The sequence below is a fragment of the Mycobacterium sp. 852013-51886_SCH5428379 genome (genome assembly GCF_001665575.1).
Lineage (GTDB): Bacteria > Actinomycetota > Actinomycetes > Mycobacteriales > Mycobacteriaceae > Mycobacterium.
On record NZ_LZSU01000022.1, the window covers coordinates 42,807 to 56,458 of the forward strand.

Sequence of the window (13,652 nt, forward strand, 5' to 3'; positions counted from 1 at the left end):
CGGGTTCACCTGATGTCCTCGGTGACGGGTCCGATCCGGCCGAGGTAGTAGTCGTCGTCGGTGGCGCCGGGCGCCATCGCGTGGGGCGGGGCCAACATGCCGTCACGAAGGGGCGCGAGCAGCTTGTCCTTCCCCCAGATGAGATCGGCCCGGTTGTCGTCGGCCATCTCGTAGTCGTTGGTCATAGTCAGCGCGCGCGTGGGGCAGGCCTCGATGCACAGACCGCAGCCGATACAGCGCAGGTAGTTGATCTGGTAGACGCGGCCGTAACGTTCGCCGGGCGAGTAGCGCTCATCGGCGGTGTTGTCGTCGCCCTCGACGTAGATCGCATCGGCCGGACAGGCCCAGGCGCACAATTCGCAGCCGATGCACTTCTCGAGACCGTCGTCATACCGATTCAATTGGTGGCGGCCGTGATAGCGGGGAGCGACCGGACCGGGTTTCTCCGGATACTCCTCGGTGATCGGCTTCTTGAACATCGTGCCGAACGTAACAGCGAAGCCGGCGATGGCGTCCCACAGTTTAGGCATCGGTGGTCTCCCTGGGCTTGGTGGTGGCGCGATCCGGCAGCGGCGGCACGGGGAAGGTGCCCGTGCCGGGAACGGTGTCGGGAAGTGGGCGCTCGGCTGCCCCGGGATCACGGAATCGCAGGTTGCGCCAGAGCACCACGGCGAGCAGCAACGTGACCAGCGTGCCGCCGACCACCATCACAGTGGCCCAGAGGTCCGAACCGTGGGCGCGCAGGCTCTGCGAGGTTGACAGGATCATGATCCACGCCAGCGACACCGGGATCAGCAGCTTCCACCCGATCGCCATGAACTGGTCGTAACGCAGTCGCGGCAGCGTGCCCCGCAACCAGATGTAGAGGAACATGAACGCCCACACCTTGCCGGTGAACCACAGCAGGGGCCACCACCCGGAGTTGGCGCCGTCCCACAGGCTGATCGGCCACGGGGCATGCCAGCCGCCCAGGAACATGGTGGTGGCCAACGCCGACACGGTGGTCATGTTGACGTACTCGGCGAGCATGAACATCGCGAATTTCAGTGACGAGTACTCGGTGTGGAACCCGCCGACCAGCTCACCTTCGGCCTCGGGCAGGTCGAACGGGGCGCGGTTGGTTTCGCCCACCATCGAGACGACATAGACCAGGAACGAGGGCAGCAGCAGGAACACGAACCAGGTCCGGTTCTGCGCCGCAACGATTCCCGACGTCGACATCGTGCCCGCATAGAGGAACACCGTCACGAACGACAGCGCCATCGCGATCTCGTAGGAGACCACCTGGGCGCTGGATCGCAGGCCGCCCAGCAGCGGATAGGTCGAACCCGACGCCCAGCCCGCAAGCACGATGCCGTACACCCCGACGGAGGTGACAGCGAGGATGTAGAGCACCGCCACCGCGAGATCGGTCAGTTGCAGCGCGGTGCGGTGCCCGAAGATCGAGACCTCCCCACCCATCGGGATCACCGCGAACGCCAGGAACGCAGGGATCACCGAGATCACCGGGGCCAGTATGTAAATGGGTTTGTCGACGGCGGCCGGGGTGAGGCCCTCCTTGAGTGCCAGCTTGATGCCGTCGGCCAGGGATTGCAACAGACCCTTGGGGCCGAGCCGGTTGGGACCGAACCGCATCTGCATGCGGCCCAGCACCTTCCGTTCGATCAGGATCGCGGCGAGCACCGTGAGCAGCAGGAACACGAATACGCCGACGGCCTTCGCGAGGATCAGCCACCACGGGTCGTGGCCGAACAGGGTGGGGTCGGGATGGGTCACGGGTCTGCCCGCCCGATCGACACGACCCCGCCGGTGCTGACGCCGAGTTGGCGGTGCACCTGCGAGCCCGGGGAGTTCAGCGGCAGCCAGACGACACCGTCGGGCATGTCGGTGATGGTCAGGGGAAGCGTCACCTGCCCGCGGTCGGTGCTCACGGTGACGAGTTCACCGGCCGCGGCACCCATGCCGGCCGCGGTTGCGGCGGACAGCCGGACGACGGCGGGCGGTGCGGTGGCCGCCAGATGCGGTTCGCCGTCCTGCATCCGCCCGAGGTCGAGGAGCATGCGCCAGCCCGCCAGGACCGCCTGCCCCGGCCCGACGTGCGGCGGTGCGGACGCCTCGTGGGCGCACTGCGGCCGGGCGCCGTCCCACCACCCCAGCCGGGCGAGTTCCTCCCCGGCGGTCTGGGCATCCGGCACGCCGAGGTGGACGCCCATCTCGTCGGCCAGGAAGTTCAGCACCCGCAGATCGGGTATCGCGTTGCTCTGCAACGCCTTCCCGAACGGCCGCAACCTGCCCTCCCAGTCGAGGAACGCCCCCGTCTTCTCGGCGACCGGCGCGACGGGGAACACGACGTCGGCGGCGCGGGTGACGTCGCTTTCGCGCAGTTCGAGGCTGACCACGAACGGTACGGCCGCCAGAGCGGCGAGCGCGGCGTCCGGATCCGGCAGGTCGCCCACCTCGACACCGCCGACGACCAGTGCGCCTAACGCCCCGGAGCGTGCCGCGTCGATGATCGCGCCGGTGTCGCGGCCTGGGGTGTCGGGCAGTTCGTCGACGTGCCACGAGGCGGCCAGTTGATCGCGGGCGGACGCGTCAGCGACCGGGCGGCCGCCGGGCAGCACGGTCGGCAGTGCGCCCGACTCCAGGGCCCCGCGTTCGCCGGCGCGCCGCGGGATCCAAGCGAGCCGCGCACCGGTGACCGCGGCCAGCCGCGCGGCCGACGTCAGGGCGCCCGGAGCGGTGGCGAGGCGTTCACCGACCAGGATGACCGCGCCGGGCAGGCGCAGGAGCGGCTCGTCGGCCAGTGCGTCGAGGGCGGCGGCCTCACCGCCCGGGACGGCGGTGACCAGGCGGCCCGACAACTTCGCCAACCCGCGGCCGGCGAACGGCGCGACCGCGAGCACCTGCAGTCCCCGTTTTCGTACGGCTTTGCGTAGCCGCAGGAACACGATCGGTGACTCGTCCTCGGGTTCGAGGCCCGCCAGCAGCACCGCGGGCGCGTTCTCCAGGTCGGTATAGGTGACCTGCATCGGCCTGCCCGCCACGTGGGCGGTGAGGAAATCGGCTTCCTCGCCGCTGTGCGGCCGCACCCGGAAGTCCACGTCGTTGGTGCCGAGCACCATCCGCGCGAACTTCGCGTAGGCGTAGGCGTCTTCGATGGTGGACCGCCCGCCGACGATGACTCCTGCCTGATCGGCCGCGGCCAGTCCGGCGGCCGCGACGGCCAGCGCCTCCGACCACGACGCCGCGCGCTGGGCACCGTCGGTGTCACGGACGAGCGGTGTGGTGATGCGGTCACCGACGGTCGGGTAAGTGAACGCCCAGCGGCCCTTGTCGCAGTTCCACTCCTCGTTGACCTGAGGATCGTCGCCGGCCAAGCGGCGCAACACCTTTCCGCGGCGATGATCGGTGCGCTGCGCGCACCCCGACGCACAGTGTTCGCACACGCTCGGAGTGGACACCAGGTCGAATGGCCGCGCGCGGAACCGGTACGCCGTCCCGGTCAGCGCGCCGACCGGACAGATCTGCACGGTGTTACCGGAGAAATACGACTGGAACGGTTCGCCGGGGGCAATGCCGACCTGTTGCAACGCACCCCGTTCCAAGAGTTCGATGAACGGGTCACCGGCGATCTGCTGGGAGAACCGCGTGCACCGGGCGCACAGCACGCAGCGTTCCCGGTCCAGCAGCACCTGGGCGCTGATGTTGATGGGCTTCGGGAACGTGCGTTTGACGTCGGTGAACCGGGTTTCGGCGCGGCCGTTGGACATCGCCTGGTTCTGCAGCGGGCACTCGCCGCCCTTGTCGCAGACCGGGCAGTCCAGCGGATGGTTGATCAGCAGGAGTTCCATCACGCCGCGCTGCGCCTTGTCGGCCGCTTCGGAGGTGAACTGCGTGCGCACCACCATGTCCTGGGTCACCGAGGTGGTGCACGACGCCATCGGTTTACGTTGCCCCTCGACGTCGACGAGGCATTGCCGGCACGCCCCGACCGGGTCGAGAAGCGGGTGGTCACAGAAGCGGGGGATCTGGACGCCGATCAGTTCGGCGGCCCGGATCACCAACGTGCCCTTCGGCACGCTGACCGTGACGCCGTCGATGGTGAGGTCGACCATGTCGACCGGCGGTGCCTGATCGGCCGGCTGCGCGGTTTGTGTCATGGCGCGCCCACCTCCTGTCCTGCCATCAGGGTCGAGGCGTGCGGGTCGAACGGACACCCGTCACCGAGATGGGCGAGGTATTCGTCGCGGAAGAATCTGATCGACGAGATGATCGGACTGGCGGCACCGTCTCCCAACGCGCAGAACGACTTTCCGAGGATTGTGTCGGAGATGTCGAGCAAATTGCCGACGTCGGCCTCGGTGGCGTCACCGCGTTCGAGGCGCGCGTAGATCTGCGCGAGCCAGTACGTTCCTTCGCGGCAGGGGGTGCATTTGCCGCACGATTCGTGGGCGTAGAACTGCGTCCACCGGCGTACGGCGCGCACCACGCAGGTGGTCTCGTCGAAGATCTGCAGCGCCTTGGTGCCGAGCATCGACCCCACCGAAGCCATCCCCTCGTAATCCAGTGGCACGTCGAGGTGTTCGCCGGTCAGCAGCGGCGTCGACGACCCGCCGGGCGTCCAGAATTTCAGCTCGTGACCGGCACGGACCCCGCCGGCGTACTCCAGCAGTTCGCGCAGCGTGATGCCCAGCGGGGCCTCGTACTGCCCCGGGCGGGTGACGTGACCGGACAGCGAATACAGCGTGAAGCCAGGCGACTTCTCGGACCCCATCGACCGGAACCAGTCGATTCCGTTGAGCAGAATCGGCGGCACACTCGCGATCGATTCGACGTTGTTGACCACCGTCGGGCAGGCGTACAGACCGGCGACGGCGGGAAACGGTGGACGCAACCGCGGCTGACCGCGACGTCCTTCCAGCGAATCCAGCAGCGCCGTCTCCTCACCGCAGATATAGGCCCCGGCGCCGGCGTGCACGATCAGGTCGAGGTCGAAACCGGAGCCGAGGATGTCGGTTCCGAGATAGCCGGCGTCGTAGGCTTCGGCGACTGCAGCCTGCAGGCGTCGCAGCACCGGCACGACCTCACCGCGGACGTAGATGAACGCATGATGGGCGCGGATCGCGTACGCGGCGATGATCGCGCCCTCCACCAGGAAGTGCGGTGTGGTCATCATCAGTGGGATGTCTTTGCACGTCCCGGGTTCGGACTCGTCGGCGTTGACGACGAGGTAGTGCGGCTTCGCGCCGGCCCCGTCCTCACCTTGCGGGATGAACGACCACTTCGTCCCCGTCGGAAATCCTGCCCCACCGCGACCGCGCAGGCCCGAATCCTTGACGGTGGCGATGACGTCGTCCGGGGTTGTGCTGAGGGCCTTCTCCAGTGCGCGGTATCCGTCGTGGCGCCGATACGTCTGCAGCGTCCACGGTTCCGGCTCGTCCCAGAATCGGCTGAGCACCGGGGTCAGCGCGGTCACGGCGCCGATCCGTTCACGGGTTTGTTCGGCACGTCCTCGGTGGGAGCGGGCGCGGGTTCGTCCCTGGTGGAGTCGGCCGCCTCGGTGAGGTCCGGATCCGGTTGTGTGCCCTCACCTTCGGTCTGCGCGGGATCGGGTGCGGACATACCGTTGGCCCGTGCCACCCGCAGACCCGCCAGTGTCGCGTCACCCGTGCCGCCGGGGTTGGTGGCCGTGCGCCGATCGGCCAGTCCGGCGAGTGTGCGCGCGGTGTCGCGGAACGTGCACAGCGGTGCGCCTCGGGTGGGCGTGGTCGGCGTACCCGCGCGCAGCGAGTCGACGAGATCCCGTGCTGACGAGGGAGTCTGGTTGTCGAAGAATTCCCAGTTCACCATCACCACCGGGGCGTAGTCGCACGCGGCGTTGCATTCGATGTGCTCGAGAGTGATCGCGGCCTGTCCGTCGGCGGGGTCGGTGGTCTGTCCGGCCGACACACCGAGGTGGTCTTCCAGGGCGTCGAGGATCTCGTCGCCGCCCATGATCGCGCAGAGGGTGTTGGTGCAGACCCCGACCAGGTAGTCGCCGGTCGGCGTGCGCCGGTACATCGAGTAGAACGTGGCGACCGCTGTCACCTCGGCGTCGGTCAACCCGAGTCTTCTGGCGCAGAACGCGATTCCGGCCGACGTGAGGCAGCCGTCCTCGGCCTGCACCAGGTGCAGCAGCGGCAGCAGCGCCGACCTGGCTTGCGGATAGCGCGCGACGATCTGGGCGGCGTCCTCGGCCAGGCGGGCCGCGACGTCGGGTGGGTAGGTCGTGGGTCCGCCGACCGGCGGGCCGGGCTCCTCCGGGCGCTGGCCGAGGTTCAGGAACACCGTCTCCGTCATGATTGTTTCTTCTTCGCGCAAGCGCTCATCAGCGATCCACCCCGCCCATGACCGGGTCGATCGACGCCACCGCCGAGATGGCGTCGGCGACCATCCCGCCCTCGCACATCGCCGCCACCGCCTGCAAATTCGTGAAGGACGGGTCGCGGTAGTGGACGCGGTAGGGCCGCGTCCCGCCGTCAGAGACCATGTGCACCCCCAGTTCGCCGCGCGGCGACTCGACAGCGGTGTACACCTGCCCGGCCGGCACCCGGATGCCCTCGGTCACCAGCTTGAAGTGATGGATCAGCCCCTCCATCGAATGCCCCATGATGCGGGCGATGTGAGCAGGAGAATTACCCAGACCGTCGGGGCCCAGCTCGAGATCGGCCGGCCAGGCCAACTTCTTGTCCTCGATCATCACCGGGCCGGGGGCGAGCCGGTCCACACACTGTTCCACGATCTTGAGCGACTCGCGCATCTCCTTGACCCGGATGAGGTAGCGGCCGTAGGCATCACAGCCGTCATCGGTAATCACGTCGAATTCATAATTCTCGTAACCGCAGTACGGTTGCGCTCGGCGCAGATCGTGCGGCAGTCCGGTCGAGCGCAGCACCGGCCCGGTGATGCCGAGAGCCATGCAGCCGGCCAGGTCGAGGTAGCCGATTCCCTGCGTGCGGGCCTTCCAGATGTAGTTCTCGTTGAGCAGATTCTCCAGATCGCGCAGTCGGCCGGGCAACAGCGCGAGCAGTTCGCGAAGGCGCTGTTCGGCGCCGTCGGGGAGGTCGGCGGCCAGCCCACCGGGCCTGATGTACGCGTGGTTCATCCGCAGTCCGGTGATCATCTCGAACACCGACAGGATCTCTTCACGTTCCCGGAAGCCGTAGAACATCGCGCTCATCGCCCCGAGTTCCATGCCGCCGGTCGCCAGCGCGACCAGGTGCGAGGAGATGCGATTGAGCTCCATCAGCATCACGCGGATCACGTTGGCGCGCTCAGGGATGGCGTCGGTGACACCGAGCAGTTTCTCGACGCCCAGGCAGTAGGCGGTCTCGTTGAAGAACGGGGACAGATAGTCCATCCGGGTGACGAAGGTGACGCCTTGCGTCCAGTTCCGGTACTCCAGGTTCTTCTCGATGCCCGTGTGTAGATAGCCGATACCGCAACGAGCTTCGGTGATCGTTTCGCCTTCGATCTCGAGGATCAACCGCAGCACCCCGTGCGTGGAGGGGTGCTGCGGCCCCATGTTGACGACGATGCGTTCACCGGCCTGTGCCTGTTCGGCGGCGGCCACGACCTGCTCCCAGTCCTCACCGCCGACGACGATCACGGTCTCCGTGCCGTTGCGCGCGTCACCGCCCGCTACCGGCGGGTTGGGGGGAGCGTTCATCAGTTGTATGCCCTCCGCTCGTCGGGCGGCGGTATGCGGGCACCGTGGTACTCGACCGGGATGCCGCCCAGCGGGTAGTCCTTGCGCTGCGGGTGCCCGATCCAGTCGTCGGGCATCTCGATGCGGGTGAGCGACGGGTGGCCGTCGAAGACGATGCCGAAGAAGTCGTAGGTCTCCCGCTCATGCCAGTCGGTGGTCGGATACACCGCGAACAGCGACGGGATGTGCGGATCCTCGTCCGGTGCAGTCACTTCCAGCTGGAGTCGTCGGTTGTGCGTGATCGACATCAGCGGGTAGACCGCGTGCAGTTCCCGCCCCGCGTCGCCGGGATAGTGCACGCCGCTGACTCCCAGACACAGCTCGAATCGCAGTGCCGCGTCGTCGCGCAATGCCTGGGCGACGGTGGGTAGCTGGGCCCGGGCGATCTCCAGGGTCAGTTGGTCGCGGTAGACGACGACGCGCTCGACGGACGCGTCGTAGCCGTCGCGGCCCAGTGCGGCGGCCAGGGCGTCGACGACCGCGTCGAAGTAGCCGCCGTAGGGCCGCGGTGAACCGCCGGGCAGAGCGACCGGTCGGATCAGACCGCCGTAACCCGAGGTGTCACCAGAGCCCCTGGTGCCGAACATCCCTCGGCGCACGCCGATGATCTCCGGGTCGTGCGCGCGCGGGTCGGTGACGCTGCGGGTGACGTCGCTGCCCTCCGTCACCGCAGCAGACCCTTCAGCTCAATCGTGGACGGTACCGCCAGCGCCGCCTGTTCGGCTTCCCGGACGGCCTCGTCGCGGTTGACGCCCAAGGGCATCTGCTGAATCTTCTCGTGCAACTTGATGATTGCGTGGAGCAGCATCTCCGGCCGCGGCGGGCAGCCGGGCAGGTAGATGTCCACCGGGACGACGTGATCGACGCCCTGCACGATCGCGTAGTTGTTGAACATGCCGCCCGAGGAGGCGCACACCCCCATGGCGAGCACCCATTTCGGTTCGGCCATCTGGTCGTAGATCTGCCGCAGCACCGGTGCCATCTTCTGGCTCACGCGGCCGGCGACGATCATCAGATCAGCCTGGCGTGGTGTCGCCGAGAAGCGCTCCATACCGAATCGGGAGATGTCGAACCGCGGTCCGGCGGTGGACATCATCTCTATCGCGCAGCAGGCCAACCCGAACGTAGCCGGCCACAGCGAACCGGCGCGGACGTAGCCCGCGACCTTCTCGACCGTCGACAGCAGGATGCCGCCCGGCAGGCGTTCCTCTAGTCCCAATTGAGCCCTCCCCGGCGCCACACGTAGGCGTAGGCCACGAACACGGTGAGCATGAACAGCAGCATCTCGACCAGGGCGAACAGCCCCAGGCTGTCGAAGGCGACCGCCCACGGATAGAGGAACACGATCTCGATGTCGAAGACGATGAACAGCATCGCCGTCAGGTAGTACTTGATCGGGAACCGCTGACCGGTCGCATGGGCGTTGGCCCCCGTCGGTGACAGCGGTTCGATGCCGCATTCGTAGGCCTCGAGTTTGGCGCGGTTGAAGCGGGTCGGCCCGATCACGCCGGCGATCACGACCGACACCACCGCGAACACCGCCGCGATGGCGCCGAGTACCAGGATCGGCGTGTACAGGTCCATACCGGCCAACGCTCCCTCGGGCTGTCGATGTGAGCTGCCACACAGCCTAACCATGTTTGCGATCTACGCCACACTTTTGATTAGTATCGTTCACCAATGTGACGCGCCGCGGCGGCGCGGCCCCGCATGCGTCAATGGCGCAGCGCGACAGATGGTTTCAGGTTCTGCTACTGGGCGGAGAGCCGTAGCAGCGGCACGACCGCATCCCCGAGGCGGATCGGGTCGATCGGGTGCGGGACGGCAGCTTCGGCGCGCGACCAGGTGGCCAGCCAGGCGTCGTCCGGCCTGCCGGTCAGCACCAGGATCGGCGGTGCGTCGTCGATCTCGTCCTTGACCTGTTTCGCCACACCCATACCGCCTGCCGGGGCGGCTTCGCCGTCGAGGATCGCCAGATCGAAACCGCCTGCGTCAAGCTGTTTGATCACCATCGGTGCGGTTGCCACGTCCAGGTACTCGAGCTCGGGCAACTCCGGGTGGACCCGCCTGCCCAGCGCCAACCGCACCGCCTCCCGCGTCTGCGGGTTGTCGCTGTAGACGAGGATCCGCAGCGCACGGGGCGGAGCTGACATGCCCGAATGCTAGCGGCTGCGCCCGCCGCGCCGGAGGACTCCGGCGATATGACTGTTGCGCTGTCCTACTCGGGCGTGTCGCTCAGCAGTGGGGCCATGTCGGCGGGGTCGAAGTACTCGTCGATGCGGGTGATCAGGCCGTCGTCGCCGACGATGATCACGATGCACACCCGCAACGCGATGGCGTTCCCGTTCGTGCCCACGGCGTGCAGGACATGCTGCTGGACGAAGCCGCCGCCGAACATGCGACGGTCGAGAATCTCATAGCGTCGTTGCGCGGTGCTGCCGATGAACCAGTCGATCACGCGCAACGCCCGGGCCCGTTCATTGTCCCGCCGGTCGCCGGAATGCCAGACCAGCACGTCGTCGGCCCACATCGCGGCGACCGCAGTGGCGTCGCCGCGCTCGATGGCGCCGAAGAGCCGATCGGCCACCTCGTTCACGGTGTCACGCGACGGCTCGACCATGTGGATTCCTTTCCGCTTGACCTGAAGTCCAGTTGAGGGATGACACTGCCGACATGCCTGAGACCCCGCCTTCCAGATCCACACCTCCCAAGACCCTGTTCGACGATGCCTACGCCGGTGGTGCCGCGCCCTGGGTGATCGGCGAGCCGCAACGGGCGATCGTCGAACTCGAACGCCGCGGCGCCATCGGCGGCGCGGTTCTCGACGCCGGTTGTGGCGCCGGGGAACACACCATCCTGCTCGCCGGCCTCGGCTACGACGTGCTGGGCATCGACTTCTCCGCCCGAGCGGTCGAACTGGCCAGGGGCAACGCTGCCGCCCGCGGGGTGAGCGCCCGTTTCGAAGTCGCCGACGCCACCCGCCTGGACGGCGGCCCGCGGTTCGACACAGTGCTCGACAGCGCGTTGTTCCACGTCTTCGACGACGTCGACCGGCGGCGCTACGTCGACAGCCTGGCCACGGTGTGCCGTCCCGGCGCCGTGCTGCACATCCTGGCGCTGTCCGACGCCGGACGCGGATTCGGACCGCAGGTCAGCGAGGCCGATATCCGTACCGCGTTCACCGAGGGCTGGCGGGTCGAAGCGGTCGACACCGCCACCTACCCCGGCGTGGTCGGCCCCGCCCACGCCGATGCGCTGGGGCTGCCGGTCGGTGAGCGCATCGACGAGCCCGCGTGGCTGGCCCGCGTTCGGCGCAGCTGAGCCCACCGCGCTCACTTCGACCTGTCATAGCCCGGATGTGCCACGCCGAGCCGGTGTCGGACCACCGCCCTCAACGCCGGAAGCAACTCTGCGTCGCGATCGTCGAGCTCGCCCGCGCGGATCGCCGCCGCCAGCTGCATCTCGTCGTCGAACCCGAGGGAGGTCAGCGCCGCGACGGCGTCGGGGGACGCGGCGTCGTGGAGTTCGCGTTCCACGGTGCGCAACACGTTGGCCGCGACCCGGGCGTGAAAGTTCACCTGACCCTCCGTCGCGCCCCGGACGTCGACGTCGAGGAAATCGGCGACCGCCGCGACGAGTTCGGCCGCCGTGGGCCTGCCGTACAGCCAGTCCGGTCCGCTCATCGTGGACCCCCTCCCTCCAGGAGGTCGAGCAGATCCCACTCCGTCTCACAGACCCGTCGTCCGATCGCGGCGAGTTCGACCGACGGATGCTGGCCGCTCAGGTGCCGCTCCGCCTGATAACGACAGATGACACCCCAGCGCAGCGTCGCCACGACGAGCCACCACCGGAAGGCCGACCGGTCGACGGCGCGGCCGGCCGCTGCCTCGTAGGCGCGCAGGAAGTCTTCGACGCTGCCGAGCCCACCGGCACCCATGGCCTCGGGCGCCCCGAAGCGCCAGGCCCGGATGCAGAACCAGGCGAGGTCCTCGTAGAACTCGCCGACGTGGACGAGCTCCCAGTCCAGGACGGCGGCCAGGCCTCGATCGTCGACGATCAGATTGCCCATCCGGAAGTCGCCGTGCACGAGCACGCGTGGCGACGGGTCCGGACGGTGGGCGGCGAGCCAGCGGAACGCCCACTCGAAGGTGGCGGTGGTGTCGTTCATCCCGTCGAGCTGGCCGTGCCACTCGGTGAGCTGATCGGATTCGCTGAGCCCGATGCCGACCGGGTCCGCGCGGTGGATCGCGGCCAGTGCCTGCGCGCACTGCGTCAGCAGCCGGGTGCTGCCGGCGTCGTCGAGACTGCGGTAGATGCGGCGGACGATCGTCTCACCGGCGATCGTCTCGCAGATCAGATACGGATTGCCCAGCGCTGCAACCGAATTGTCAGCCGTCAGGATATGGGGGACCGGGGCGCCGACGGCTGCTGCCCGCTGCTGCGCGCGGGCCTCCAGCTCCATCGACGCATGCGCTTCCTCGGGCGGCCCGGTGCGGAGGATGAGTGCCGTGCGGGTGGCGCCGGCATTTCCGCCGACCGCGTCGAACGCCCACGTGGTCCGGCTGGCGCCGCCGGTCAGCTGATGCAGGTTCTCCACGGCGACCGGCCCGAGCACCGGGCGCAGCACCGTCTCCAGCTGTTCCCTCACCGGCGGCCGAATCCGAACAGCCGCTGCGCGACCCGACGGATCTGGATCTCCTCGGCGCCCTCGGTGATCCGGTAGCGGCGGTGGTGGCGGTAGATGTGTTCGAACGGTTCGTGCCGGCTGTAGCCGATACCGCCGTAGACCTGCATGGCCCGGTCGGCGGCGTCGCACACCAGCCGGTTGGCGCGGTAGTTGGCCATCGACACCTTGTCCGAGACCTCCATGTGGTGGCTGCGGTCCAGTTCGGTGGCGGCGTAGTACACCAGCAGGCGCACCATTTGCGCTTCGGTCTGCAACTCGACCAGTGGCCACTGCACGGCCTGGTTGACCGCGAGCGGCTTGCCGAACACGTTCCGTTCACCGGCGTAGGTCACGGCGCGGTCGATGCAGTACTGCGCGGCGCCCAGGCTGCTGGCAGCCTGCCGGATCCGGTTCTCGTGCAGGAACGTCTGGCCGACGTCGAGTCCACGGTCGACCTCGCCGAGTACGGCGTCGTCGGGCACTCGCACATCAGTCAGCACGACCTCGCCGTGATCGGTGGGCATGTTGAACGTCCACCAGTAGTACGGCACCTCAAAACCCGGTGTGTCCGTGGGTACCAGGAAGGCCGTGATGCCGCGGGCCTGACCGGGTTCGCCGGACGTGCGCGCGAAGATCAGGTCGTGGGTGGCGCGGTGTACGCCGGTGTTCCAACGTTTGGTGCCGTTGATGACCCAGCCGTCACCGTCGCGTCGGGCCGTGGTCTCCAGCCAGGTGGCGTCCGAACCGTGGGCGGGTTCGGTCAGACCGAACGCCATCGAGCGCTGCCCGGTGAGCATCGCCTCGATCCACTCGGCCTTCTGCGCGTCGGTGCCGAACCGGTCCATCATGATGACCTGCGGGAAGTTGCCGACGATCGATGATTCGTCCTGCAGGTCGTTGTGCAAGCCGAGACCCTTGTGCGCCAGATGTTCCCGGATCACGGCCATGTCGATGTTGGCGCCGTCGCGGCCGCCGAACCGCGACGGCAAACCGTAACGCAGCCATCCCGCCCGGTCGGCACGTCGGCGCATCTCGTCGAGCAGTTCTTCCCACGCGCGCTGCGGGATACCGCCGTTCTCCCAATCGGTGCGTGCGTACTCGCGCCGCCGGTCGAAGTACTGGATGTGTTCGCGTTCCAGCGGTTTGATCTCGGCCTCGATGAAGGCGTCCATCTCGGCGAGCGCACCCGGAAGGTGTTCTGGCAGGGTGAAATCCACGGTGATCTCTCTCCTCGAGCGT

At 68.0% G+C, this 13,652-nt stretch carries 15 protein-coding genes; 1 reads left to right on the plus strand and 14 read right to left on the minus strand.

Going from position 1 to position 13,652, the window contains the following annotated elements; translation table 11 throughout:
* Positions 1–5: 5 nt before the first annotated feature.
* From nuoI to A5757_RS10750, 11 genes are all read right to left on the minus strand, one after another.
* Positions 6–530 (minus strand): NADH-quinone oxidoreductase subunit NuoI, encoded by a 525-nt coding sequence (gene nuoI, locus A5757_RS10700; RefSeq protein WP_066833093.1) that lies wholly within the window; start codon positions 528–530, stop codon positions 6–8.
* Positions 523–1,776: an NADH-quinone oxidoreductase subunit NuoH gene (gene nuoH, locus A5757_RS10705; RefSeq protein WP_066833096.1), complete on the minus strand. Its 1,254-nt coding sequence runs from the start codon at positions 1,774–1,776 to the stop codon at positions 523–525. Before nuoH ends, nuoI begins: the two co-directional genes overlap by 8 nt.
* Positions 1,773–4,160 carry an NADH-quinone oxidoreductase subunit G gene (locus A5757_RS10710; protein WP_066833099.1) on the minus strand — a complete coding sequence of 796 codons (2,388 nt, stop codon included), beginning with the start codon at positions 4,158–4,160 and terminating at the stop codon, positions 1,773–1,775. Before A5757_RS10710 ends, nuoH begins: the two co-directional genes overlap by 4 nt.
* Complete coding sequence (gene nuoF / locus A5757_RS10715) at positions 4,157–5,476, minus strand: NADH-quinone oxidoreductase subunit NuoF (RefSeq protein WP_066833102.1); 1,320 nt, start codon at positions 5,474–5,476, stop codon at positions 4,157–4,159. The genes A5757_RS10710 and nuoF overlap by 4 nt, the downstream gene beginning before the upstream one ends.
* The gene (nuoE, locus tag A5757_RS10720) at positions 5,473–6,339 is read right to left on the minus strand and encodes an NADH-quinone oxidoreductase subunit NuoE (protein WP_197497312.1); all 867 of its coding nucleotides are present in this window, start codon (positions 6,337–6,339) and stop codon (positions 5,473–5,475) included. The genes nuoF and nuoE overlap by 4 nt, the downstream gene beginning before the upstream one ends.
* Positions 6,340–6,367: 28 nt before the next feature.
* Positions 6,368–7,708, minus strand: coding sequence for an NADH dehydrogenase (quinone) subunit D (nuoD, locus tag A5757_RS10725; protein ID WP_066833108.1), 1,341 nt, complete (start codon positions 7,706–7,708; stop codon positions 6,368–6,370).
* Complete coding sequence (locus A5757_RS10730; RefSeq protein WP_066833110.1) at positions 7,708–8,415, minus strand: NADH-quinone oxidoreductase subunit C; 708 nt, start codon at positions 8,413–8,415, stop codon at positions 7,708–7,710. Before A5757_RS10730 ends, nuoD begins: the two co-directional genes overlap by 1 nt.
* Positions 8,412–8,966 (minus strand): NADH-quinone oxidoreductase subunit B family protein, encoded by a 555-nt coding sequence (locus tag A5757_RS10735; protein WP_066833111.1) that lies wholly within the window; start codon positions 8,964–8,966, stop codon positions 8,412–8,414. The genes A5757_RS10730 and A5757_RS10735 overlap by 4 nt, the downstream gene beginning before the upstream one ends.
* A complete protein-coding gene (locus tag A5757_RS10740) occupies positions 8,957–9,331 on the minus strand; it encodes an NADH-quinone oxidoreductase subunit A (protein WP_066833118.1) in 375 nt (124 codons plus the stop codon). The genes A5757_RS10735 and A5757_RS10740 overlap by 10 nt, the downstream gene beginning before the upstream one ends.
* A gap of 167 nt (positions 9,332–9,498) precedes the next feature.
* On the minus strand, positions 9,499–9,900 hold the full coding sequence (locus A5757_RS10745) for a response regulator transcription factor (protein WP_066833119.1): 402 nt from the start codon (positions 9,898–9,900) through the stop codon (positions 9,499–9,501).
* 65 nt (positions 9,901–9,965) lie between these two features.
* Entirely contained in the window at positions 9,966–10,367 is a 402-nt protein-coding gene (locus A5757_RS10750) for a nuclear transport factor 2 family protein (protein WP_066833120.1), read from the minus strand.
* A 53-nt stretch (positions 10,368–10,420) separates the two neighbouring features.
* On the opposite strand from A5757_RS10750, the gene A5757_RS10755 reads away from it, so the two are divergent.
* Entirely contained in the window at positions 10,421–11,068 is a 648-nt protein-coding gene (locus A5757_RS10755) for a class I SAM-dependent methyltransferase (protein ID WP_066833121.1), read from the plus strand.
* A gap of 11 nt (positions 11,069–11,079) precedes the next feature.
* Here A5757_RS10755 and A5757_RS10760 read toward each other — a convergent pair whose 3' ends face one another.
* The 3 genes from A5757_RS10760 to A5757_RS10770 are packed head-to-tail and all read right to left on the minus strand — an operon-like array spanning position 11,080 to position 13,630.
* A complete protein-coding gene (locus A5757_RS10760; protein ID WP_066833122.1) occupies positions 11,080–11,430 on the minus strand; it encodes a DUF6285 domain-containing protein in 351 nt (116 codons plus the stop codon).
* On the minus strand, positions 11,427–12,395 hold the full coding sequence (locus A5757_RS10765; RefSeq protein WP_066833123.1) for a phosphotransferase family protein: 969 nt from the start codon (positions 12,393–12,395) through the stop codon (positions 11,427–11,429). The genes A5757_RS10760 and A5757_RS10765 overlap by 4 nt, the downstream gene beginning before the upstream one ends.
* Entirely contained in the window at positions 12,392–13,630 is a 1,239-nt protein-coding gene (locus tag A5757_RS10770) for an acyl-CoA dehydrogenase family protein (protein WP_066833124.1), read from the minus strand. The genes A5757_RS10765 and A5757_RS10770 overlap by 4 nt, the downstream gene beginning before the upstream one ends.
* Positions 13,631–13,652: the final 22 nt, after the last annotated feature.